The 22850-nt window shown below is 50.5% G+C and carries 23 protein-coding genes and 1 tRNA gene; 10 read left to right on the forward strand and 14 right to left on the reverse strand.

The window, feature by feature from the left end; translation table 11 throughout:
• Window positions 1-22 precede the first annotated feature (22 nt).
• The 6 genes from H7A02_09090 to H7A02_09115 all read left to right on the forward strand — a co-directional run bounded on the left by H7A02_09090 (window position 23) and on the right by H7A02_09115 (window position 4825).
• Window positions 23-400, forward strand: a complete 378-nt coding sequence (locus H7A02_09090; protein ID MCP5172407.1) for a non-heme iron oxygenase ferredoxin subunit — start codon at window positions 23-25, stop codon at window positions 398-400.
• Between the two features lie 18 nt (window positions 401-418).
• Window positions 419-1255: an alpha/beta fold hydrolase gene (locus tag H7A02_09095; GenBank protein ID MCP5172408.1), complete on the forward strand. Its 837-nt coding sequence runs from the start codon at window positions 419-421 to the stop codon at window positions 1253-1255.
• A 51-nt stretch (window positions 1256-1306) separates the two neighbouring features.
• A complete protein-coding gene (locus tag H7A02_09100; GenBank protein MCP5172409.1) occupies window positions 1307-1966 on the forward strand; it encodes a TetR/AcrR family transcriptional regulator in 660 nt (219 codons plus the stop codon).
• A gap of 41 nt (window positions 1967-2007) precedes the next feature.
• Entirely contained in the window at window positions 2008-3861 is a 1854-nt protein-coding gene (locus H7A02_09105; GenBank protein MCP5172410.1) for a propionyl-CoA synthetase, read from the forward strand.
• 93 nt (window positions 3862-3954) lie between these two features.
• Window positions 3955-4536: a cytochrome c oxidase subunit 3 gene (locus H7A02_09110; protein MCP5172411.1), complete on the forward strand. Its 582-nt coding sequence runs from the start codon at window positions 3955-3957 to the stop codon at window positions 4534-4536.
• 1 nt (window position 4537) lies between these two features.
• Complete coding sequence (locus H7A02_09115; protein MCP5172412.1) at window positions 4538-4825, forward strand: cytochrome C oxidase subunit IV family protein; 288 nt, start codon at window positions 4538-4540, stop codon at window positions 4823-4825.
• Between the two features lie 78 nt (window positions 4826-4903).
• Here the strand turns inward: H7A02_09115 and H7A02_09120 are convergent, their stop codons facing one another.
• The 4 genes from H7A02_09120 to cysC form a co-directional block, all read right to left on the reverse strand.
• Window positions 4904-6625, reverse strand: coding sequence for an SLC13 family permease (locus H7A02_09120; GenBank protein ID MCP5172413.1), 1722 nt, complete (start codon window positions 6623-6625; stop codon window positions 4904-4906).
• Window positions 6626-6701: 76 nt separating this feature from the next.
• A complete protein-coding gene (locus H7A02_09125) occupies window positions 6702-7661 on the reverse strand; it encodes a DHH family phosphoesterase (GenBank protein ID MCP5172414.1) in 960 nt (319 codons plus the stop codon).
• A 94-nt stretch (window positions 7662-7755) separates the two neighbouring features.
• The gene (gene sat / locus H7A02_09130; GenBank protein MCP5172415.1) at window positions 7756-8943 is read right to left on the reverse strand and encodes a sulfate adenylyltransferase; all 1188 of its coding nucleotides are present in this window, start codon (window positions 8941-8943) and stop codon (window positions 7756-7758) included.
• A 31-nt stretch (window positions 8944-8974) separates the two neighbouring features.
• Window positions 8975-9598, reverse strand: coding sequence for an adenylyl-sulfate kinase (gene cysC / locus H7A02_09135; GenBank protein MCP5172416.1), 624 nt, complete (start codon window positions 9596-9598; stop codon window positions 8975-8977).
• A 166-nt stretch (window positions 9599-9764) separates the two neighbouring features.
• Here cysC and H7A02_09140 point away from each other — a divergent pair, with 166 nt between their 5' ends.
• From H7A02_09140 to H7A02_09150, 3 genes are all read left to right on the forward strand, one after another.
• A complete protein-coding gene (locus H7A02_09140) occupies window positions 9765-10664 on the forward strand; it encodes a LysR family transcriptional regulator (protein MCP5172417.1) in 900 nt (299 codons plus the stop codon).
• Between the two features lie 124 nt (window positions 10665-10788).
• Entirely contained in the window at window positions 10789-11259 is a 471-nt protein-coding gene (locus tag H7A02_09145; GenBank protein MCP5172418.1) for a hypothetical protein, read from the forward strand.
• 59 nt (window positions 11260-11318) lie between these two features.
• On the forward strand, window positions 11319-11531 hold the full coding sequence (locus H7A02_09150) for a hypothetical protein (GenBank protein MCP5172419.1): 213 nt from the start codon (window positions 11319-11321) through the stop codon (window positions 11529-11531).
• A 62-nt stretch (window positions 11532-11593) separates the two neighbouring features.
• On the opposite strand, the gene H7A02_09155 is transcribed toward H7A02_09150, so the two are convergent.
• The 7 genes from H7A02_09155 to rlmE form a co-directional block, all read right to left on the reverse strand.
• Window positions 11594-11678: transfer RNA gene (locus H7A02_09155), tRNA-Leu, on the reverse strand.
• 8 nt (window positions 11679-11686) lie between these two features.
• Window positions 11687-12118: a preprotein translocase subunit SecG gene (gene secG, locus H7A02_09160; GenBank protein ID MCP5172420.1), complete on the reverse strand. Its 432-nt coding sequence runs from the start codon at window positions 12116-12118 to the stop codon at window positions 11687-11689.
• Window positions 12118-12855 carry a triose-phosphate isomerase gene (locus tag H7A02_09165; GenBank protein ID MCP5172421.1) on the reverse strand — a complete coding sequence of 246 codons (738 nt, stop codon included), beginning with the start codon at window positions 12853-12855 and terminating at the stop codon, window positions 12118-12120. Before H7A02_09165 ends, secG begins: the two co-directional genes overlap by 1 nt.
• A gap of 135 nt (window positions 12856-12990) precedes the next feature.
• Entirely contained in the window at window positions 12991-14334 is a 1344-nt protein-coding gene (gene glmM / locus H7A02_09170; protein MCP5172422.1) for a phosphoglucosamine mutase, read from the reverse strand.
• Between the two features lie 33 nt (window positions 14335-14367).
• The gene (gene folP / locus H7A02_09175; GenBank protein MCP5172423.1) at window positions 14368-15153 is read right to left on the reverse strand and encodes a dihydropteroate synthase; all 786 of its coding nucleotides are present in this window, start codon (window positions 15151-15153) and stop codon (window positions 14368-14370) included.
• Between the two features lie 74 nt (window positions 15154-15227).
• On the reverse strand, window positions 15228-17135 hold the full coding sequence (gene ftsH, locus H7A02_09180) for an ATP-dependent zinc metalloprotease FtsH (GenBank protein MCP5172424.1): 1908 nt from the start codon (window positions 17133-17135) through the stop codon (window positions 15228-15230).
• Window positions 17136-17206: 71 nt separating this feature from the next.
• On the reverse strand, window positions 17207-17836 hold the full coding sequence (rlmE, locus tag H7A02_09185; protein ID MCP5172425.1) for a 23S rRNA (uridine(2552)-2'-O)-methyltransferase RlmE: 630 nt from the start codon (window positions 17834-17836) through the stop codon (window positions 17207-17209).
• A 64-nt stretch (window positions 17837-17900) separates the two neighbouring features.
• Here rlmE and yhbY point away from each other — a divergent pair, with 64 nt between their 5' ends.
• Window positions 17901-18203 carry a ribosome assembly RNA-binding protein YhbY gene (gene yhbY / locus H7A02_09190; protein ID MCP5172426.1) on the forward strand — a complete coding sequence of 101 codons (303 nt, stop codon included), beginning with the start codon at window positions 17901-17903 and terminating at the stop codon, window positions 18201-18203.
• Between the two features lie 6 nt (window positions 18204-18209).
• Here yhbY and H7A02_09195 read toward each other — a convergent pair whose 3' ends face one another.
• The 3 genes from H7A02_09195 to carB all read right to left on the reverse strand — a co-directional run bounded on the left by H7A02_09195 (window position 18210) and on the right by carB (window position 22831).
• Window positions 18210-18977, reverse strand: a complete 768-nt coding sequence (locus tag H7A02_09195) for a TIGR01458 family HAD-type hydrolase (GenBank protein ID MCP5172427.1) — start codon at window positions 18975-18977, stop codon at window positions 18210-18212.
• A 115-nt stretch (window positions 18978-19092) separates the two neighbouring features.
• Window positions 19093-19569, reverse strand: coding sequence for a transcription elongation factor GreA (greA, locus tag H7A02_09200; protein ID MCP5172428.1), 477 nt, complete (start codon window positions 19567-19569; stop codon window positions 19093-19095).
• Between the two features lie 43 nt (window positions 19570-19612).
• Entirely contained in the window at window positions 19613-22831 is a 3219-nt protein-coding gene (gene carB / locus H7A02_09205; GenBank protein ID MCP5172429.1) for a carbamoyl-phosphate synthase large subunit, read from the reverse strand.
• Window positions 22832-22850: the final 19 nt, after the last annotated feature.

Genomic DNA, 22850 nt, shown 5'->3' on the forward strand with positions numbered 1-22850 from the left:
GCAACACAACAAAGAGATAACTATGATCATTAGTACAGATAAATCCGCCGATACCACGGAATGGATAACCCTCGGAGAAGCCAGCGACTTCGCTGAAGGCACTATTCATGGTGCGGAACTTCCCAGCGGACTTCCCATCGCTATATTCAATGTAGGCGGAGATTTTTACGCCACGGCCGATCGCTGTACTCACGGCGGCGCATCTTTCGCCGAAGAAGGCGAGATTGAAGGGCATATTCTTGAATGCGCCTGGCATAACGGCACCTTTGATGTGAGAACAGGTCTTGCGCTCACCCTGCCCTGCCGTGTAGCCCTGATGACATTTGAAACGAAAGTAGACAACAACCAGTTATTACTCAACCCCAAACCCGTTCGACGCAAAAAAGAAGATGCGGAATAATTAATAAAAGAGGCATACATGAACGCTACTCAAAACCCCGAAATAGGCAAAAGAATTGATATTGGTAATTGCGAAGTCAATTATCAGGACGAAGGCCAGGGTGAAGCCATCATTCTGCTTCACGGCTCCGGACCAGGTGTTACCGGCTACGCTAACTGGCGTTTGCTGATCCCTGTGCTGGCAAAAGATTTCAGAGTTATCGCGCCTGATGTGGTCGGTTTTGGCTACACCTCACACCCGGAAGGTTTTGTTTACAATCTGGAGAATTGGATCGATTGGACCATTCGCTTTATGGATGCTCTGGGCATCGAAAAAGCCGGTTTTGTCGGCAATTCTTTCGGCGGCGCACTGGCACTGGCTGTTGCCGCCAAACACCCGGATCGCGTAACACGCTTTGTCATGATGGGCGCTGCCGGCATTGAGTTCAAAGTAACTGAGGGCCTGGCCAAGGTCTGGGGCTACACACCATCCTTCGAAAACATGCGCGAACTGATGAACACATTCGCCTTTGAAGGCGAACAAATTAGTGATGAAATCGTTGAATCCCGCTACCAGGCCAGCATACGTCCCGGCTACCAGGAAGCTTATTCTCAATTGTTTCCTGAACCCTACCAAGAGCAACTTGACGCATTGCGCCTGCCTGAAGAAGAGATAGCCAAAGTCAAACACCCGGTTATGATGGTACACGGTACTGAAGATGCCATTGTGCCAGTGGACTGCTCTTTCCGGGCACAGAAACTGCTGGAAAACGCAGACCTGCACGTGTATAGCAAATGCGGGCACTGGACCATGTTTGAACGCCCCTATGAGTTTGGCCAACTGGTTCACAGCTTTTTCAGCAAAGAAAACGCATAGAGGAAGGGTCGGAAGTTTTTAACTGACCACAACGGCATAGCAGAGGTGTAAGTGAACGACGCAAATCAGAAACAACGCATACCGCAGGCGGTACGTAGTGCCAAAATGCAGCAGCGTCTCTCCGAGGCCGCGTACAACATTATTCGCGATGGCGGTTACGCCAATTTTCGAACCTCGGCAGTTGCAAAAGCAGCAGGCGTCTCTCAGGGGGCGCAGCTGCATCACTACCCGACCAAAAACAGCCTCGCTGTTGCAGCGCTTGATTACGCTTATCGGCAATACCACCAGCAGTTTGAAGCTAATTACGCCATGATTGACGAGTGCGATGACCTGCTGGACCTGATATTCAAAGACTTCAAAGATTTCTACCTTTCCGGTTACTTCAGCACAGCCCTGGATATCCTCATCTCCGGTGGCAAGAACGAGGATCTCAAGGAACAACTGGTTGCTATTACCCTTGATAACCGCACAGCGATAGAGCGAGTCTGGCTGGAAGAGCTGATTAATGATGGCTGGCCGCTGGCGCTTGCCGAAGAGATTCTGGCACTGTCTCACAGCATTGTCAGAGGTTTTGCCGCACGCGCACTGGTTATTAATGATCAGGCACAATTTGATCGCCTGCTATTCCGCTGGCGCGCGATGGTTAAATCTTTGGAAGGTGAGAAAAACAACGTCGTCCAGCGTTTCGAACTAAAAAAATCCAGCAACTGACCCGACATCAATTCGCCAACAACAGAACCCGGTTAATAATTATGCCTAACAATGACGCCCTTACCATGTGGCAGGAAGCTGCAAAAAATATCGACTGGTACACACCTTATACCAAGATACTGGATGACACCCAAAAACCCATTTATCGCTGGTTCAGCGGCGCCACCTGTAACACCTCGTACAACTGCCTGGACAGACATGTCGCTGCGGGTCGAGGCGACCAGACTGCCATTATCTACGACAGTCCGGTTACGGAAACCGTAGAGCATATCAGCTATCGTCAATTGCTCGATCGCGTGTCGCGCTTTGCCGGAGCACTACAAGCGCTGGGGCTGGAAAAAGGTGATCGCGTAGTCATCTATATGCCAATGGTGCCCGAAGCGGCGGTAGCCATGCAAGCTTGCGCAAGACTCGGCGCTGTACACTCCGTGGTATTCGGCGGATTTGCCGCCAACGAACTTGCCTCCAGAATTGATGATTGCAAACCAAAACTTATCATCTCGGCATCTTGCGGTATTGAGCCAGGCAGGCTGGTGGCCTACAAACCATTACTGGACGAAGCGCTGAAGCTGGCAAAGCACAAGCCTGAACACGCTATCATTTATCAGCGCAATCAATTGACGGCATCAATGGTTGAGGGTCGCGATCTGGACTGGAATGAGATAGAAGCTTCAGGTACGCCAGTGGACTGCACGCCCGTTGCGGCAACAGATCCACTCTACATTATCTACACATCAGGCACTACCGGCCAACCCAAAGGGGTTGTTCGAGATAATGGCGGACACATGGTGGCTCTGGACTGGAGTCTCGGGGCAATCTACGGTATTGACCCTGGCGATGTCTTCTGGGCCGCCTCTGATATCGGTTGGGTTGTAGGACACTCCTATATTGTTTATGGCCCACTGATCCGCGGTGCAACAGCCATTATGTTTGAAGGCAAGCCAGTTGGCACGCCTGATGCGGCAACCTACTGGCGGTTGATCGAGCGCCATAAAGTGAAGGCCATGTTCACTGCGCCTACAGCCATTCGCGCTATCAAACAGCAAGACCCTCAAGGCGAGCTGCTGGGTGACTTTGATCTTAGCAGCCTGCAAACGCTGTTTCTGGCTGGCGAACGTGCAGACCCTGACACCATTCAGTGGGCAGAAAAACACCTTAACAAACCGGTTATTGATCACTGGTGGCAAACCGAACTGGGCTGGCCTGCCGTTGCCAACTGTGCCGGGCTTGGTTTATTCCCGGTTAAATACGGTTCCTCAGGAAAACCCGTACCCGGCTTTACCGTAGAAGCTCTTGATGAAGGCGGCCATGTCCTGCCAGCAGACAGTATGGGAGCGCTGGCAATCAAATTACCGCTGCCCCCCGGCACATTGCCAACACTGTGGAATAACGACAGCGGCTTTATTGCCAAATACATGACAGAATTTCCTGGCTACTACAGTACCGGTGATGCCGGCTTTATTGATGCCGATGGTTATGTCCACATCATGAGTCGCACCGACGATGTCATTAATGTAGCGGGCCACCGGTTGTCTACGGGACAAATGGAAGAAGTTGTCACCAACCACCCTGATATCGCAGAATGTGCCGTATTTGGTGTTAATGACGACCTTAAAGGTCAGAGTCCGCTTGCATTACTCATCGTCAATCAGGGCGTCAGTAAAGCGAATTCCGAAATTGAGGCGGAAGTAGTCGCACTGGTAAGGGAAAATATTGGCCCGGTAGCAGCATTCAAACGTGCCATTGTCGTTAAGCGCCTGCCAAAAACCCGATCAGGCAAGATTCTACGGGCAACGCTGCAAAAAATAGCCAATGGCGAATCCTACAAGATGCCGGCGACTATTGATGACCCTGCCATACTTGATGAAATAGAAGACAAACTAAAGATCTCCTAACTCGCGACTAACAGGCCGTCCCTGCTTGCAGGGAAGGCCTTTCTGTTTTCTGTGCGGAACTGAAACACCAACCAATGACACTGGACAGCATTGATGACATCACTTACGCAACAGGTAAAAACCAGACACTTACCCGGTGAAGAAGGAATCTGGGTATTGATTCTGGGCGACATGCTGATTTTTGGTCTCTTCTTCGGCACCTTCCTTTTTTACCGCAATCAGCAGCCCGAACTTTTCCTGCTTTCACAGGAAAAACTCAACCAGCATTATGGCGCTATCAATACCCTGTTGTTACTAACCAGTTCCTGGTTTGTTGCAATGGCAGTACATCTTTATCGCAAAAATGAAACCGCAAAAACAGCGCTATTCATAACCCTAGCAGCGAGCTGTGGACTGGGCTTTGCAGTCATCAAGATCATCGAGTTCCGGGAGAAAATTGTGGCGGGCATAAACCTCACCACCAACGATTTTTTCATGTATTACTTTATGTTTACCGGTATTCACTTCATCCATGTAATCATTGGGCTTGTTGTTTTGTTTGTCCTGTGGCGCACAGCCCGACGGGGCTATTGCGATGAGCATGGCCTGCGCACCATGGAAAATGGCGCCAGTTTCTGGCATATGGTAGACCTGCTATGGATTGTGTTATTTCCGCTTATCTATTTGTTGAAGTGATATGTTAGCCACATTTTCAAATGCTATTACCTTCGTATGGCTGTTGCTCTTTGCGGGCACTGCCGTCTCCTGGCTGTTGGTACCGGACGGCGGCATCCCGGTATCACCCGCTCCAGGAATCGCCATCCTTTCAATCGCTTTTTTCAAAGTACGACTGATTCTGCTGTATTTCATGGAGTTAAGATTTGCACCTCAGCCATGGAGAAGTATTTTCGAAATATGGGTGATACTGGTATGGGCTTCGGTTGTTTATCTTTACCTCAACGGAGAATTCTCACTCGCCCCATAAAATCAAATGCCAGTGACCACAAGCCTCCACAGACAATCATCGACATCGAACAAGCAAAAATAATTGTGCGGGCATGCCCTAGAATGGAAAAAGCAACGGCAACAAACAGATAACTGCAGTTGAGTAGGCAACCGTCAAGACGCAACCAAAACGGGTGTAATCCTTAAACTCATATTGCCCCAGGTTTTGCACCATCAGGTTGGTGGTGTAACCAAAGGGAGTAAGAAAGCTGGCGCTGGAACCATAAGCAACAGCCATCACAAAGGGCATGGGGTTAAGACCAAAGCTCTGCGCAAGCCCGAATGCTATAGGAAAACTTAATGCCGCTGCGGCATTGTTTGTCATAACCTCTGTCATCAACAGGGTCGCCACAAATATACCGGCGATCGCCGCATAGGGCCCCAGATCAGCCAGATAAAGGTGTAGCCAGTCTGTAATATGGGCAATCAAACCCGAGTTATTGAGTGACTGGGCAATAACCAGAGCCGACACAACCACTACGATCAAATCGAAGGGAAAGCGTCTCCTCAATTCTGCAGTTCCAACTGTGCCGAAAAACAGCATGCCCGCCAGAACAAAGGCCACCCCCTTAACCAATGAGATATAATCCAGTGTCGCGAGGGTAATAGCCCCCAGCAGTGACAGCGAAATAAAATAATTTTCCTTGCGTGAAATCCGGCCACTGATATCTTCGGAAATAACTGTAAAATTCTTGTTGAGGTTTTTTCTGCTGGAAAAATCCGGACCTGTCGCCAGCATCAGGTTATCACCAGCCTGCAGGTGAATATCGCCCAGCTTGCCAGACAGCCGTTTGCCGCCCCGACGGAGCCCCACCACCGCAGCATCAAATTTGGCTCGAAAACCACTGTTCTTGATGCTCTCTCCCTCAACAGCAGCTCCCGGCATCACGATAACTTCCGTCAAGTTCTGCCGCAACAGACCTTCATCCAGCGCAAAGGAACTTAACCCATCAAAAGCATCAAGCGCACCGAGCTTGCTGATGTCACCCGAGAAAATCAGTTTATCGCCCGCTTCAATAATTTCGTGAGGACTGACAGGAGACATCAGGTGTGTATCCCGTACTATTTCCACCAGAAATAATGCATCGAGATCCCGCAGCCGATTTTCGATCACCGATTTGCCAATCAACGAAGAGCCTGCAAGAACTTCTGTTTCAATCAGGTACTGATTGATATCGATAGGGTCTGCATTATGGGCAGGCAAAACCCGTGACATAACTAACATCACAACCAGCCCCAGCACGCTGACAACACAGCCCAGAATCAGAAAATCGAAAAAGGCCAGCCCCTGCCCTGTGGCATCTTCCAGAAAACTGCTGACAACCAGATTGGTGGATGTGCCAATCAGGGTCATCGTCCCTCCCAGAATCGCAGCATAAGACAGAGGCAGTAATAACTTGGATGCCGGGTGGTATTTATTGTTGCGCACCGTGTGTGTCAGCATGGCAACCACTGCGGTATTATTGACAAACGCTGACGTCAGAGCGGTAAAACCACACATCCGCAACAGACTGACATAATAGTTTCTTGAAATCAGCTTGCCTGACAGGTCCTTTACCCAGTTAAGCTTTTCCAACCCCTGAGACATCATCAGCAAAAGGGATAGCGTCACTACACCGGGGTTGGCAATTTTCTGAAGAATATCGTTGGTATCCACAAGACCAAGAAAGTAACAACTCAGCATCACGCCACCAAACACTCCGGCAGGAGACCATTTGGTGAACAGCAGGCTGGCCAGTAGAATGACAAGCAGGCCCGCAATGATTATTTCTTCACTCATATTGTTACTTTCCCGGCAAACTTGATCGGAGCGGACTCAAGGTCATGAAATCCTGACTCACCACACCACACAGCGGTCAAGCATAATATGCTTCGATAGCGTTAATAAAGCTCTCCAGTATACCTTCCGGCAGATCGTTGACCCCGGCGGCAGCTTTTCGACCACCCCCGGTTGGAAACTGTCGGCAAATATCATCTGCCCCTGTTTTGTTATTCAGAGGTGCCCGAACACTGACCAGATAATTACCATTAGCTTTTTCTGTCAGTACCGCATGAGCCCTGTCCGGGTTGTCATTGGCCAGGTCATTGGAATAAACACCACTGACACGGCGAGCCCAAGCTTCATTAGGCAAAGTAAATACCGCGACCTTGTCTGTCTGGTAATTAGGTTCAATCGCTGCGGCTGATGCCATATCCTGCTGATAACCTTGCTCAAGTTTATTAAAGGTTTCGCTGTCCTCAGCCATGAAAGCGAGAGGATCGGAAAATTTAACCAACCTCTGGTAAAGATCTGCTGGCTCAAAATGCAAATCTTCAAGAGTGGCGCCGTAACCGTTGTAGTTGATGTAAATGCCCAGGTTTTCCAGCTTGATTAACTCTTCTTCAGACAAATTTAACGGCTTTGCAATACCCATGGCGCTCTTTTTCAAGTTATCGCCAAAAGTCCCTACCACAGCCCAGGCTCTATATTCACCATTGAGGTATTCGTTTACCAATAAACTGGTACAAACGTCACTGGCAGTATTGATATGAGCCTGAAGATTGTCATTGCTGGGAATATCGCCAGCAAAATGATGATCAAAATAAATCACATTGGCACCGGCAGACAATGCCTTATCAACACCTTCCCGGTTTTTATCCAGCGAAATATCGAGAACAGTCACGTCGTCTCCGGCAGCATAATTCTCTTTCTCAACGAGTGAGATATCGCGTTTGACACCGGTAACCAGACGGCTTTCCCGGGGATTGGCATTACGCAACTGAACCAGCGCACAGATACCATCCGCATCACCATTAAAAATATCGATAACAGCCATAACCCACCCCTATATCTTGTCATTCATTATTTTTATTGCATTTTTAAACAGACAATGGGACAGGCCCGCTGGCGGCCTGCCCCTATTGTTTTACTCAGTTATCCAGACTCTGATAGTAGTCCATCAGGATCTGCGCCACTTCCGGACGAGAGAATTCCGGAGGTGGTGCTATACCTTCACCCAGCATCTGGCGAACCTTGGTGCCGGACAGCAGTACAAAATCCTCTTTATCGTGATCAGGCGCATCGCGCATCATCACCACTTTGTTGAGCTTTTTGGACCACGCGGTATGGTCGGCACGATAAATTTCAATCTCCAGCGCGCCTTCAGGAATGGTGTCAAAGATTGTCTGGGCATCAAAAGCACCATAATAATCGCCTACGCCGGCATGATCACGACCGACAATCAGGTGCGAACAACCACAGTTCTGACGGAAAACCGCATGCAATACTGCCTCACGCGGGCCTGCATAGAGCATATCAAACCCGTAACCCGTGACCATCACTGTGTTTTTCGGAAAATAATTCCTCACCATGGTGCGAATGGCGTTATCGCGCACATCGGCAGGAATATCACCAGCCTTCAGTTTACCCAGCAGCATATGAATCAGAATGCCATCTGTGTCGAGATCACTCATTGCCATACGGCAGAGTTCTTCATGCGCGCGGTGCATTGGATTTCTGGTTTGAAAAGCCACCACTTTCTCCCAACCGTGCTCTGAAATCTCATTGCGGATTTCAACAGCGGTACGGAACGTGTCAGGGAAGTCAGTCTGGAAATAAGAAAAGTTGAGCACTTGAATCGGACCCGAAAGCAATGTGTTGCCCTGCCCCTTGAATGCAGATACACCGGGGTGCTCACCATCGAGCGTGCCAAAAATCAGCTTTGCCATTTCATCCAGTTCAGCGTCAGAAACCGTTTCAACAGCTTCCACATCCATCACTGCAATCACCGGGTTGCCCTGGACATTGGGGTCTTTAAGTGCAATACGACTTCCCGCGCTCACTCCGGCAGCATCAGAGACCATATTAATCACGGGCACCGGCCAAAACAGACCATCCGTCGTTTTCATCTCGCGGGATACACTCAAAGCATCCGCCAGATTCATATAGCCCGACAGCGGAGTAAAATAACCGGCACCAAGCATAACGGCATTTGCCGCAGCGGCCGAGCTGACAACCAGGCCGGGAAGGTTTTCGGCCTCTGTCATCAGGGTGTCGTGTTGTTCAGTGTCATAGACAAAAAGTGGTTTAAGTGCGTCTGCACCATGGGGCTTAATCATTCGTTATTCCTCTTAATTGGGTTGCTGTCTGTCACGCCGCTGGTGCGATAATTCCACGGGATTCCAGCTCCTTCAGAAGAACCTCAACCTCTTCCTCAAGACTCATCTCATGGCTGTTGAGCACGATCTCAGGCTTCTCAGGCGCTTCGTAAGGATCGTCAATCCCGGTAAAATTCTTGATTTCGCCCGCGCGGGCTTTTTTGTACAGCCCTTTCGGGTCGCGACTCTCGGCAACATCAAGCGGAACATCTACAAAAATTTCGATAAAGTCCATTCCACTGGCGTCATGCAACGCACGCACCAGATCGCGATCACGGCGGTAAGGGCTCACAAAACTGGACAGGGTAATCACACCCGTATCGACGAAAAGCTTGGAAATTTCACCGATACGACGGATGTTCTCCGCACGATCTTCTTCAGAGAAGCCCAGGTTTTTATTGATGCCGAGTCGAATATTGTCGCCATCAAGACGATAGCTCAACTTACCCCTGGCGAACAGGGCGCTCTCAAGTGCTACCGCGACTGTACTCTTACCACTGCCCGACAGTCCGGTAAACCATAACGTGGCCCCTTTTTGCCCCAGCAGCTTGCCGCGGTCTTCGGACGAAATCTCCCCCTCGTGCCAGTGTACGTTTGTTGCTTTTTGTTCAGTCATCATCTCCACCTGCTGTTTTGCGACCATTGCCATTTAACTTGTATAAAACCGCGCCAACTATAACCGCTATTCAGGCATATAAAAATCAGGATATTAAGTATTAAGCTATCGGAAAAACCGATACACTAACTACCAACAGCAAATCATCAGGAATGCACTTTTTGCCATGAAATTCACCTTGAGACAGCTACGTATTTTTCTGGCCATAGCCCAGCACCAAAATATTTCCCGTGCCGCAAAAAAGCTGCATATGTCCCAATCAGCAGCCAGTGAAGCGCTGCAAAATCTTGAACATACCTACAACATGAAACTGTTCAGCCGCGCTCGCAACAAGCTGGAACTGACCGCAATTGGACACACCATCCGCAAGGATGCTGAAAACCTGATGATTCACTGCGAGCAATTTGAATCTGCGCTGCTGGGTCATACTGAAGCAGGCCATATCAAGGTGGGCGCCAGCTTCACTATTGGCAACCATCTCGCAACACGCTACCTGGCTGGCTACCTCGCCGAATATCCGGACGCGGACGTCGAGCTTGCCACTGCCAACACCCCTGAAATTGTTGCCAGAGTGCTGAACTATGACGTTGACATCGGCATGATCGAAAGCGAAGTGCAACACCGCGAGTTGGAGCTCATTCCCTGGCGAGGTGATGAACTGGTGGTTTTCTGTGCCGCCAACCACCCTCTGGCTGGGAAAAAGACGCTATCCAGAAAAGATATCCATCAGGCTCAGTGGATTCTCAGAGAGCCTGATTCGGGCGCGCGCTTCCAGTTTGAGAAAGCGCTTGCGGATTTAATTCCCAATATCAATATCTTTCTCGAGCTACGCCACAACGAAGCGATTAAAAATGCTGTTGAATCCGGGCTCGGTATCGGTTGCCTGTCGCAGATTGTGCTGAAGAAGAACTTTGACAACGGCGATCTTGTACCCCTTAAAATTCCCAAAAGGGACATGCGAAGAACGTTCTATTTTGCTCTGCCCAAACATCGATCCCCCAATAATGCCGTCGACGCCTGGATGTCCACATGCAGGTTAATGGAGCAACAAATGACCCCAACCTGAGCCACATGCCTTTCCGCTGGCAATATTCACAAAAATAACCGAAAAATTCCCTTGCACAGGAAAAGCCTTTTCATCTATTATCGATAATGATAACCATTATCATTTAAGACAAAGGGAGTTTTTAATGATGAAACCGCGATTTCTCTGCGCCAACCACCGCCACGCTCTTTCCGAAAATCCAGGCCAGGCCATCCACTGCTGGCAAAATGGCTTTGACACCGGACAACTTCTCTATGAACAGTTCCAATGGAAAGAAGCCCTGCCCCACCTGGGCTGCGCACTGGAAACATCAGAGATCATACTCTCCACCAAGGCTGTAGACACTCTGAACGCCTGCCAATTACTGACATCTTCTGCCATATTGACTGCCAACACATTACTGAGGCTTGGCAGGGAAAAAGAATGCCAGCAAGTGCTACACACCTCCATTGACCGCCTGGAAAGAGAGCTGGGAATAACCTCGGAAAGTAAGCCTCAAATTATCCACTTTGTATCCTGCCTTTACGAATGCCTGAAAAATTTCTCTGCATTCAAACAGGAAGTGCTGTCCGGGTTAGAAAGTCCATGTTCCGAAACAAGTACTGTCGTTCACTAGAACCTGACCTAGACGAAGCTGAGATATGCAACGAACGCTGTTGCTCCGGAGAAACCACCATGTCAAGAACAGCCACCCAGTTCCCCCTTTCAAAAACGGAATTCAAACGGGAAAAAAGCACCTTTGTGCGACTCGAAATCAATACCAAAGCACTGGAACGCCTGATTGTGAACCACAATCTGGTAATAGAGGACTTGCGCCATCTTACCCCTCAGACAAAAGCACTGGTACGACAGGCAATGCTGGAGACTTTCAAACGATCTGCCCGGTAGAATGTTGAAGCCTGTTACTTCAGAATAAAAAAGGGCTTCAGCTAACTGAAGCCCTTACTATATGGTGCCCTGGGCCGGACTTGAACCGGCACGGCTTGCGCCACTACCCCCTCAAGATAGCGTGTCTACCAATTCCACCACCAGGGCTAAATTACTCATTGATCCACGCCATCAGTGGCTGAAGGGATCTCACCTATCTGATCAGGCACGTCCACTTGACCGGCTTCATTCTGAAGCGCGGGTATCTCATTGACCTCTTCCACAACGTCTATCTCTGACTGGGGAATATCTTCGAGAATTCCGGCTTCGCTGCGGATGGCCTCCAGCTCCGGTAACAGGCTCTGATCTACACTTGCGTTATTCTTCGCAATATAGGCCAGACCAAAACTGGTCAGGAAAAATACCGTTGCCATAATAGCGGTTACCCGACTGAAGAAGTTCCAGCCCCCGGCGCTGCCAAAAACAGTTTGTGAGGCACCGGAACCAAATGAAGCGCCCGCTTCCGCACCTTTGCCTTGCTGAAGCAGAATTGTGGCGATGATTGCCAGCGCTGTTAGCACATGTACGATTAATACAATTTTTTCCATTAGTCTATTTCTGCCTGTTTACAGATTTGGCTAAATTCGACGGCATCCAATGACGCGCCGCCAACCAGCGCACCGTCTATATCCAGCTGGGCAAATAATTCCGCCGCGTTAGCGGCCTTAACACTGCCGCCGTATAAAATCCTGGTTTTCTCACCACCCGCCCCAAGCTGCTCGCGAATGGTTCGGTGTACATCCTGAGCCTGTTGCGGAGTCGCCGTTTTTCCTGTGCCAATCGCCCATACCGGCTCATAGGCAACAACGGCATCGCATACTGCCTCTAGCCCGGCTGCGTCAATAACAGCCTGCAATTGGCCTGCCACAACAGCCATGGTCTTGCCTTGCTCCCGCTGTTCGAGTGTTTCACCAACACAAAGGACCGGACAAACATTGCCAGCCTGCGCAGCCACAAACTTGGCCGCTACCTGCTCGTTACTCTCACGGTAGATACTGCGTCGCTCCGAGTGCCCGACAATCACATACTGGCAACCAAGTTCAGCCAGCATTGTTACGGCTATCTCTCCGGTATAAGCCCCGAACGAGTGCTCAGAAACATTCTGGGCACCATAGGCAATCGCCTTATTTGCCAGTAAATCTGCAACCTGAGGCAAAAACACGTAGGGTGGAAACACAGCCACTTCTACAGAAGCATTCCCTTCAGACAGGTCCTGCAGTAGCTCGGTAACGGATGATCGACTACCGTGCATTTTCCAATTACCTGCTACCAGGGGCTTACGCATAATCTTCCTGACTGTATCACGACTTGACCGCTTTAAAACCGCTGGCCCCAAAACCGCCGGACCCCGGAAAGGGCGGCAATATTAGCGAAGTTGCGATCAACTTACAAGCAAACAGCTGACTGGCTATGAGCCGTATCAACCGACTTCGTCAGTCACCACATCGGCAACCTGCTGAACCAGTTTGTTGACTAATTCAGGACATTCACCTTCAACCATCACGCGAACCACCGGCTCGGTTCCGGAAGGCCGCAACAGCACCCGACCGGTATCGGCCAGCTCGATTTCCGCCTCGCGAATAGATTGCTGGATTTTATCGTTGTTATCCAGGTCAAGACGCGCTTTCAGTTTCACATTGATCATCACCTGAGGGTATTTGATCATGCCATTCTTCAAATCGTGGAGCGATTTGCCCTGGCTTTTCATGGCCTGCAAAACCTGCAAGGCAGCAACGATGCCATCACCTGTTGTTGTCACATCACCACATACAATATGACCCGAATTTTCTCCACCGAGCTGCCATTGATTGCGCTGCATGGCTTCAATCACATAGCGGTCGCCAACATTGGTACGCTCAAACGGGATATCCCTCTCTTTTAGTGCTTTTTCCAGGCCGAAGTTACTCATAAGAGTACCGGCAACGCCCTTGCAACCACCATTGAACTGATGCTGATGCTGTGCGATGACAAACAAAAGTTCATCACCATCAACAATGTCGCCAGTGTGATCAACAAAGAGGACCCTGTCACCATCACCATCGAAGGCAATACCCATATCGGCTTTATTTTCAACCACTGCCGTTTGCAGCAGCGCAGGCTTTGTGGAGCCACATTCTTCGTTGATGTTGAGGCCGTCCGGATCAACACTCAAATTAACTGTCTGTGCACCCATTTCCTTAAAGACATTAGGGGCAATGTGATAGGTGGCGCCGTTGGCACAATCGACCACAATTTTGAAGCCATTCAGGTCAAAGTCAGCCGGGAGCGTACCTTTGCAAAACTCGATGTATCGACCCGCCGCATCGTCGATACGGTGAGCACGACCAAGCTTATCCGATACTGCAGTATCCAGAGTCATATCGAGGTAATATTCAATCTCTTCCTCAACATCATCTGGCAATTTGCGGCCATCTCCACCAAAAAACTTGATACCATTATCGTAATAAGGATTGTGAGAGGCACTGATGACAATGCCCGCCTGCGCATGAAAGGTGCGGGTGAGGTAGGCAATGGCAGGTGTCGGCATGGGTCCTAACAAGCCCACATCAACACCGGCTGAAATCAGCCCGGCCTGCAGGGCAGATTCGAACATATAACCTGAAACACGGGTGTCCTTACCAACCAGTAATAACTTACGGCCTACAGCCCGCTGACCAAACACTTTGCCTGCAGCCCACCCCAATCGCAAAACAAAATCTGCCGTAATCGGTGCTGCGCCAACCCGGCCACGAATGCCATCTGTACCAAAGTATTTTCGACTCATGTTGCTGTACTTCCCTTTTCCAAATTTTAATCTTTAGCTGACCGCCGCCAGAATTTTCAGAGCATCACTGGTGGCCGCGACATCATGAACCCTGATGATCTTTGCGCCACTTTGCACCGCCAGCATTGCCAGAGCCACGCTGCCGACCATTCGTTCGGGTACCCCTCTGTCCAGAATAGCGCCAACCATGGTTTTACGCGACACCCCGACCATAACCGGAAAACCCAGTCCAGCCAGTTCTGGCAACCCTTTAAACAGTTCAATATTGTGCTGCAGACTCTTACCAAAACCAAAACCCGGGTCGAGAACAATCCTTTCCCGTGAAATACCAGCCTGTGTACAGGCACCGACACGTTCCTGCAGAAACAGCAAGACTTCGGCAACAATATCGTTATAGTTCGGGTTTGCTTGCATGGTGCCAGGTTCACCCACCATATGCATCAGACAGACCGGCAAATCGGTAGCGGCCACAGCCCCGAGAGCACCCGGCCGGGATAACGCTCTTACATCATTAATCATCGCGGCACCAGCACGTGCAGCTTCCTGAATAACAATGGCCGTACTGGTATCCACCGACACCGAAGCGTCAAACTCTGAGATGATCGCCTCAACCACCGAGATGACCCTGTCCAACTCTGCCTGTTCGGAAACCGGTGCGGCACCCGGTCGTGTAGATTCTCCTCCAACATCAATGATATCGGCGCCTTCAGCCAGCATTTGCGCAACGCGTCGCCGCACACGGTCAAAATCAAGCCGACCGTTGTGATGCACATGGCCACCATCAGAGAATGAATCGGGTGTAACATTAAGAACGGCCATAATGCATGGCCGTGTTTCTTCACCCAACAGGTTACCCGGGTTAATTGGTTTGCCAGACATCAACTGATAGCAAGTCAGTGTTCGCTTGCGGGACCACCAACAGGCTCACCGGCATCACCACCAGAAGCTTTGCCTGACGCACCTCCGGAGCTGCTACCAACATCGCCATCGTGCCAATCATGAGGGGGGCGAACCGGCCTGCGCGCCATCAGATCATCTACCTGCTCGGAATCAATAGTTTCATATTCCATCAGCGCATCTTTCATGGCATGAAGAATATCAAGATTATCTTCAAGGATCTTTTTAGCCCGGTTATAGCACTCGTCGAGGATACGGCGAACTTCCTGGTCAATCTCGCGGGAAGTATCTTCGGAATACAGGCTGTTGCCCGCACCGGGCATTTGCGACTCTTCTTCACCGTACAATACTGGTCCCATTTTGTCGGTTAAACCCCATTTGGCAACCATGTTCCTTGCCATCTGGGTAGCCCGCTCAATATCGTTGGAAGCTCCTGTCGTAACACCATCGGGGCCATGTATCAGCTCTTCCGCTATCCGACCACCAAACAAACTGCATAACTGCCCTTCCAGCTGACGCTTGCTGATACTGTATTTATCTTCTTCCGGCAAAAACTGGGTAACACCCAACGCCCGACCACGGGGGATAATGGTGACTTTGTGAACGGGGTCGTGCTCTGGCATCAGTCGCCCGATAATGGCATGCCCGGCCTCATGGTAGGCAGTATTGGCTTTCTCTTCCTGCGACATCACCATTGAGCGGCGCTCCGCGCCCATCATGATCTTGTCGCGAGCTTTTTCGAATTCTTCCATGGTTACGATACGGCGATTCGCCCGCGCTGCAAACAGCGCCGCCTCGTTAACCAGATTGGCAAGGTCTGCACCGGAAAAGCCCGGAGTGCCTCGCGCCAGAATACCCAGATCTATTTTGTCATCCAGAGGCACCTTGCGAACATGCACCTTGAGAATCTGCTCACGACCACGAATGTCGGGCAATCCGACAAAAACCTGACGGTCAAATCGCCCTGGCCTCAAGAGAGCCTTGTCCAGTACATCCGGACGGTTGGTAGCTGCAATCACGATAACGCCTTCATTGCCTTCAAAGCCGTCCATTTCCACCAGCAGCTGGTTCAGTGTTTGCTCACGCTCATCGTGACCACCACCGTAGCCGCCGCCACGATGCCGACCGACAGCATCAATCTCATCAATGAAGATAATACAGGGCGCCTGTTTTTTGGCCTGTTCAAACATATCACGAACACGCGACGCGCCCACACCGACAAACATTTCGACAAAATCAGAGCCGGAGATAGAGAAAAACGGCACTTTTGCTTCACCGGCGATGGCTTTCGCCAACAGGGTCTTACCTGTTCCTGGTGGCCCCACCATCAGCACGCCCTTGGGAATGCGACCGCCCAGGCGCTGAAAGCGGCCGGGGTCACGCAAAAAATCCACAAGCTCGGTCACATCTTCCTTGGCTTCATCAACACCGGCCACATCTGCAAAGGTGGTATTAATCTGGTCTTCGCCCAACAGACGAGCCTTGCTCTTGCCAAAGGACATGGGGCCGCCTTTACCTCCACCAGCACCACCCTGCATCTGCCTCATAAAGAACATGAAAATCGCCAGAATCAGCAGAATAGGAAACGAGGCAACCAGTAATTGGGATAACAGGCCCGGCTGCTCGGGCTCTTTGCCTTCAACCCGCACATTATTGTTGAGCAGGTCATTCATCAGCCCGGCGTCGGGCACATTTGGCCGAACGGTTTTAAAGGTGGTGCCGTCTGAACGCTTACCTTCGATAACCAGGTCCATGATGGTCACTGATTCAATCCGACCATTCTGTACTTCCTCAACAAAACTGGAATAAGTCAAGTCGCTGTTTGGTGTGGGTTTGCTGAAATTCTGGAACACCGACATCAAGACTGCTGCAATGATCAGCCAAAGCACCAAATTTTTCGCCATATCGTTCAAAAGAACATCCTCTCTTTAGATTACCGACTCCCGGAGCCAGGTGGGCATACAACCCATTCAAATTAGTGTGAACAGGCCCTAAGACCTTTTGCGACCAGATAAATTTCTCTGGAGCGCGCCCGAGATGCATCGGGTTTGCGAATAACTGCGCTGTCAAAACGGTTGCGCGCCTCGCGCAACAATTCGTCAAAGCCCTCACCCTGAAAAATTTTCGTTACAAAATTCCCGCCCGGTGTAAGGATTTTTTCTGCCAGATCCATCGCCAGTTCCACCAGGTACATGGCGGCAGGCTGATCTACAGCCCTTATACCACTCATATTGGGGGCCATATCCGAAATTACAAGGTCCGCCTGTTCTCCATCCATGCTGGCCAGTATCTGCTCAAACACAGCATCTTCAGTAAAGTCACCTTGAATGAACTCTACATCGGCGATGGCATCCATAGGCAGTATATCCGAAGCAATCACCCGACCACTACCACCAACCTTATCCGCAACCACCTGAGACCAGCCGCCGGGTGCAGAGCCAAGGTCAACCACCGTCATACCAGGCCACAGCAGACGATCTTTTTTGTCCAGCTCCACCAGCTTGTAGCTGGCCCGGGAGCGGTAGCCGTCTGCCCGGGATTTTTGCACATAGTGATCCCTCTCGTGCTCCTGTAACCAGCGATGACTGCTTTTTGATCGACCCATTATCACTGTTCCGCTACAATGCGGCCTCATTTTATGCGATGTAATACTGCAAGGCTCCAATTGTATGACACTTTCCAACGATGAAAAAAAACATCTTCGACGTCTCGGTCACAACCTTAAACCAATTGTTACTGTTGCAGGTAACGGATTGAACGAAAATGTCATCGCCGAACTTGACCGAGCGCTGGACGACCACGAGCTGATCAAGGTGAAACTCGCCGTGGGCGACCGCAGTGCCAAGGCACAAATTATCAATGCGATCTGTGAGCAGCTCAATGCGCTGAATGTACAAACCATAGGCCACATGCTGCTGTTACTTCGTCGCGCAAAAAAACCCAATCCCAAACTATCCAATCTGTTGCGCTAGCGGCTGTCACCAAAACAGCGCTGGCAGACCGGCTACTGAATCGATAACTGCAGCCGGTTTAACAGCAGACCTTGCCGCAATGTCAGACCGGTATTTACCTGTTTTCACCAGCACACCAGCAATACCTGCCTGTTGAGCGGCTCCAATATCGTTTTCGATGTCGTCGCCCACCACAACAGCCCCTTCTTTTGCCTGCCCCAGCAGTTGTAGTGCCAGCTCGAAAAAAGCAGTACTCGGTTTGCCCACTACCGTGGCAGCAACACCAGTAACATACTCAAGAGCAGTAACAAACCCGCCAATATCCAGTTGCAACCCGGCCTCCGTTTTCCAGAAACGGTTTTTATGCATAGCCACAATGTCTGCGCCACCCATAACTTGCTGAAACAGATCATTCAACAGAGCGTAGTCCCATACCGGCCCGATATCACCTATTACCAGACAATCGGGCTCTGTCGACGAGAGCGGGATACCCGTAAAATCCTCCCTTACCGATTCATTGACCACCAGACGGCAACGCCGATATCCCTGGCTACGCAGATAACTGGCCGTAGCAACAGGAGCGGTAATAATCTGGCTCTCATTGGCAGGCAAACCCAAGGCCAGCAGTTTTTTGGCCAGCTCTCGCCGGGATCTCGTTGTAGTATTGGTAATGAAGCAGTGTGGAACACCTTTTTCCGCCAGCTGATTCAGAACGCGGGCACCACCTGCTATGAGTGTTGCGCCTTCATAAAACACACCATCCAGGTCAAAGAGCACAGCCTTTGTTTCTCGCAATCCAGACACACTTAACTCCTGAATCCTCTATTACCAGTATAGCGCCTGAAAAGGCATCAAAAAAAACGGAAGGCCTCGCCTTCCGTTTTCGATCGCTGATAGGGTCAGGTATCGTTCAAATATGCCGGACACCGTCGATTTCGTAATCCACATCACCCGCAGGCGTTTTTACAACCACTTCATCGCCAACTTCCTTGCCTATCAGTGCTCGGGCAATAGGTGACTGGTAGGAAATTTTGCCAACCTTAACATCGGCCTCATCGTCACCCACAATCTGGTAAGTGACCATGGCATCCGTTTCCAGGTTAACAATGTTGACCGTACTGCCAAAAATGACTTTATTGCTGGCCGGAATCTGGGCAATATCGATCACCTGAGCATGACTCAACTTGCCTTCGATTTCCTGAATACGCCCCTCGGCAAAACTTTGCTGTTCACGGGCCGCGTGATACTCGGCGTTTTCCTTCAGATCACCATGTTCACGGGCCTCGGCAATAGCTGCCACAATACGCGGTCGTTCAACCTTTTTCAGATGCTCGAGTTCGGCGCGCAGTTTTGCTTCGCCTTCTACTGTCATCGGGATTTTGTTCATTGTTTATACCTTGTCAGTATTTATTACCTTGTCAGCGAAGCCATCAGGCAATATTTGCATGCAGTTCCTGCAGTGAGCGCACTTTGGTATCACTACCCTCTTTCAGAGCCATACAGACAGCTTCGCCACCTGCCAGTGTCGTGGTGTAATACACACCAAACTGTTCCGCCCCGGAACGAATCGTCGCCGAATCGGCGATTGCCTGCCTGCCTTCTGTCGTATTAATGATCAGATCAATTTTTTCATTTTTGATCATATCAACAATATGTGGGCGACCTTCCTTCACCTTGTTAACGATTTCTACGGTCAGGCCCGCTTCGCTGAGAACTTTCGCGGTTCCGCGAGTGGCCACAAGATCAAAACCCAACGATGCCAGAGTGCTTGCCACAGCAGCGATGCCTTTTTTATCGGGTTCCCGCACACTGATAAAGGCTGTACCGCCGGAAGGAATTTCGTCACTCGCGCCCAACTGCGCTTTGAAATAGGCTTCGGCGAAGGTGTCAGCCACACCCATTACTTCGCCAGTGGATTTCATTTCAGGCCCTAAAATTGGGTCAATCCCGGGAAACTTGTTAAACGGGAAAACGGCTTCCTTAACGCTGTAGTACGGTGGAATAATTTCTTTGGTAAATCCCTGGTCTTGCAGTGAAATATCCGCCATGCAGCGCGCAGCTATTTTTGCCAACGAGGTGCCAATGCATTTCGATACAAAAGGCACCGTACGCGAGGCGCGCGGATTCACCTCAATCACGTAAATCTTGCCATCCTGCCAAGCCAGCTGCACATTCATCAAACCTTTCACGTTCAGCTCCACAGCCATGGCTTTTACGATATCGCGCATTTCCTGCTGCACATCTTCCGGCAGGCTGTAGGGTGGCAGCGAGCATGCTGAGTCTCCGGAATGGATCCCGGCCTGCTCAATGTGCTGCATGATGGCGCCAATCACCACCTGTTTACCGTCACTGACGGCATCGATATCCACCTCAATGGCCGAGGACAGAAAGTAGTCCAGCAACACCGGTGAATCTTCTGAAGCCTGCACTGCACTGCTCATATAACGCAACAGCTCGTTTTCCTTGTAGACAATTTCCATTGCCCGTCCACCCAGTACATAGGAGGGTCGCACGACCAGTGGATAACCTATACCCGCTGCCGCTTCGATCGCTTCTTCTGTTGAGCGAACAATCGTATTGGGGGGCTGCAGCAGGCCCAGTTTGTTAATCATTTGCTGGAAACGCTCACGATCTTCCGCACGATCGATAGCATCCGGCGTGGTACCTATAATCGGCACGCCTTCTGACTCAAGGGCGCGCGCCAGTTTGAGCGGTGTCTGACCACCAAACTGCACAATCACGCCCTTGGGTTTTTCTACGTTCACAATTTCCAGTACATCTTCCAGTGTCACTGGCTCAAAGTAGAGCCTGTCGGAAGTGTCATAATCAGTAGAAACAGTTTCCGGGTTACAGTTGACCATAATGGTTTCATAGCCATCTTCACGCATCGCCAATGCTGCATGCACGCAACAGTAGTCAAATTCGATACCCTGACCGATACGGTTAGGCCCGCCCCCCAGCACCAGTATTTTGTCTCGATCAGAAGGTTGCGCTTCGCACTCTTCCTCGTAGCTGGAGTACATATAGGCGGTGGCCGTTGAAAACTCCGCCGCACAAGTATCGACGCGCTTGAACACCGGACGAATATTCAGTTGCTGACGCTGTTGGCGCACGACATGCTCTGCAACACCCAGCAACGCGGCAAGTCGCTTATCCGAAAAGCCCTTGCGCTTCAGGCGGAACAAGCGGTCGGCAGTGATGTTATCTATTGTCGTCTCTTGCAAGCGACTCTCTTCACGAATCAGATCTTCGATCTGAACCAGATACCAGCGATCAATACCGGTAAGCTCAAATATGTCGTCTATCGTCATCCCGGCCCGGAGAGCATCACCGATATACCAAATGCGCTCCGCTCCAGGTGAACTGAGCTGCTGACGCAGCTCTGAAGCAGTTTCCTCGGCTGCCAGGTCCAGTATCGGCTCAAACCCTGCCGAACCAACTTCCAGCCCACGCAGCGCTTTTTGCAAGGATTCCTGGAAAGTGCGACCAATCGCCATCACTTCACCCACTGACTTCATCTGGGTAGTCAGCTTGGCATCAGCCTGACTGAATTTTTCAAAGGCAAACCGCGGTATTTTGGTCACCACATAGTCAATACTGGGTTCAAAAGAAGCCGGCGTAGCACCACCGGTAATTTCGTTTTGCAATTCATCCAGCGTGTAACCCACTGCCAGCTTCGCGGCAACCTTGGCAATGGGAAAACCGGTCGCTTTTGAAGCAAGAGCTGAAGAACGGGAGACTCTTGGGTTCATTTCAATAATCACCATGCGACCAGTATCGGGGTCGACCCCGAACTGCACATTGGAACCACCGGTTTCCACACCGATCTCACGCAACACCGCCAGTGAGGCGTTGCGCATAATCTGGTATTCCTTATCGGTCAATGTCTGCGCTGGCGCAACAGTAATCGAGTCGCCGGTATGAACACCCATCGGGTCAAAGTTCTCAATGGAGCAAATGATGATGCAGTTATCATTTTTATCGCGCACCACCTCCATCTCATATTCTTTCCATCCGATCAGGGATTCATCAATCAGCAGTTCGTTGGTTGGCGAAAGGTCGAGACCTCGCTTGCAGATTTCTTCAAATTCTTCTCGGTTATAGGCAATACCACCACCGGAGCCACCCATAGTGAATGACGGACGGATAATACAGGGAAAACCAAACCTGTCCGGCACCTGCATGGCTTCTTCGAGGCTGTGCACGATAGTGGCACGCGGCGTATCAAGGCCAATGGACTTCATTGCCTTATCAAACTTTTCACGGTCTTCGGCTTTATCGATTGCCTCTTTGTCGGCACCAATCATATCCACGCCAAATTTGTCCAGCACACCCTCTCTTGCCAGATCCAGCGCACAGTTCAGTGCTGTTTGCCCACCCATGGTAGGCAGCAGTGCATCGGGACGCTCTTTTTCAATAATTTTGGCAACGGTACGCCACTCCACAGGCTCGATGTAGGTGGCATCGGCCATTGTCGGATCCGTCATAATGGTGGCGGGATTGGAGTTCACCAGCACCACTCGGTAACCTTCTTCGCGCAAGGCTTTGCAGGCCTGGGCACCAGAGTAATCAAACTCACAGGCCTGGCCAATGACAATCGGGCCTGCCCCAAGAATCAGGATACTTTTAATATCAGTACGTTTTGGCATAGGTGGGGTTCTTTATCCC

The organism is Pseudomonadales bacterium (genome assembly GCA_024234435.1).
Classification (GTDB): domain Bacteria; phylum Pseudomonadota; class Gammaproteobacteria; order Pseudomonadales; family Porticoccaceae; genus JACKOF01.

What these genes read in the sequence shown, in the direction of transcription:
- secG (MCP5172420.1), bottom strand. Translation starts at nt 12,118, where the DNA reads ATGGAAAAAATTGTATTAATCGTACATGTGCTAACAGCGCTGGCAATC.
- sat (MCP5172415.1), bottom strand. Translation starts at nt 8,943, where the DNA reads ATGATTAAGCCCCATGGTGCAGACGCACTTAAACCACTTTTTGTCTAT.
- H7A02_09120 (MCP5172413.1), bottom strand. Translation starts at nt 6,625, where the DNA reads ATGAGTGAAGAAATAATCATTGCGGGCCTGCTTGTCATTCTACTGGCC.
- cysC (MCP5172416.1), bottom strand. Translation starts at nt 9,598, where the DNA reads ATGACTGAACAAAAAGCAACAAACGTACACTGGCACGAGGGGGAGATT.
- H7A02_09150 (MCP5172419.1), top strand. Translation starts at nt 11,319, where the DNA reads ATGTCAAGAACAGCCACCCAGTTCCCCCTTTCAAAAACGGAATTCAAA.
- greA (MCP5172428.1), bottom strand. Translation starts at nt 19,569, where the DNA reads ATGAACAAAATCCCGATGACAGTAGAAGGCGAAGCAAAACTGCGCGCC.
- H7A02_09125 (MCP5172414.1), bottom strand. Translation starts at nt 7,661, where the DNA reads ATGGCTGTTATCGATATTTTTAATGGTGATGCGGATGGTATCTGTGCG.
- H7A02_09140 (MCP5172417.1), top strand. Translation starts at nt 9,765, where the DNA reads ATGAAATTCACCTTGAGACAGCTACGTATTTTTCTGGCCATAGCCCAG.
- carB (MCP5172429.1), bottom strand. Translation starts at nt 22,831, where the DNA reads ATGCCAAAACGTACTGATATTAAAAGTATCCTGATTCTTGGGGCAGGC.
- H7A02_09165 (MCP5172421.1), bottom strand. Translation starts at nt 12,855, where the DNA reads ATGCGTAAGCCCCTGGTAGCAGGTAATTGGAAAATGCACGGTAGTCGA.
- folP (MCP5172423.1), bottom strand. Translation starts at nt 15,153, where the DNA reads ATGGCCGTTCTTAATGTTACACCCGATTCATTCTCTGATGGTGGCCAT.
- H7A02_09115 (MCP5172412.1), top strand. Translation starts at nt 4,538, where the DNA reads ATGTTAGCCACATTTTCAAATGCTATTACCTTCGTATGGCTGTTGCTC.
- H7A02_09095 (MCP5172408.1), top strand. Translation starts at nt 419, where the DNA reads ATGAACGCTACTCAAAACCCCGAAATAGGCAAAAGAATTGATATTGGT.
- H7A02_09090 (MCP5172407.1), top strand. Translation starts at nt 23, where the DNA reads ATGATCATTAGTACAGATAAATCCGCCGATACCACGGAATGGATAACC.
- rlmE (MCP5172425.1), bottom strand. Translation starts at nt 17,836, where the DNA reads ATGGGTCGATCAAAAAGCAGTCATCGCTGGTTACAGGAGCACGAGAGG.
- H7A02_09145 (MCP5172418.1), top strand. Translation starts at nt 10,789, where the DNA reads ATGATGAAACCGCGATTTCTCTGCGCCAACCACCGCCACGCTCTTTCC.
- glmM (MCP5172422.1), bottom strand. Translation starts at nt 14,334, where the DNA reads ATGAGTCGAAAATACTTTGGTACAGATGGCATTCGTGGCCGGGTTGGC.
- H7A02_09105 (MCP5172410.1), top strand. Translation starts at nt 2,008, where the DNA reads ATGCCTAACAATGACGCCCTTACCATGTGGCAGGAAGCTGCAAAAAAT.
- H7A02_09110 (MCP5172411.1), top strand. Translation starts at nt 3,955, where the DNA reads ATGACATCACTTACGCAACAGGTAAAAACCAGACACTTACCCGGTGAA.
- yhbY (MCP5172426.1), top strand. Translation starts at nt 17,901, where the DNA reads ATGACACTTTCCAACGATGAAAAAAAACATCTTCGACGTCTCGGTCAC.
- ftsH (MCP5172424.1), bottom strand. Translation starts at nt 17,135, where the DNA reads ATGGCGAAAAATTTGGTGCTTTGGCTGATCATTGCAGCAGTCTTGATG.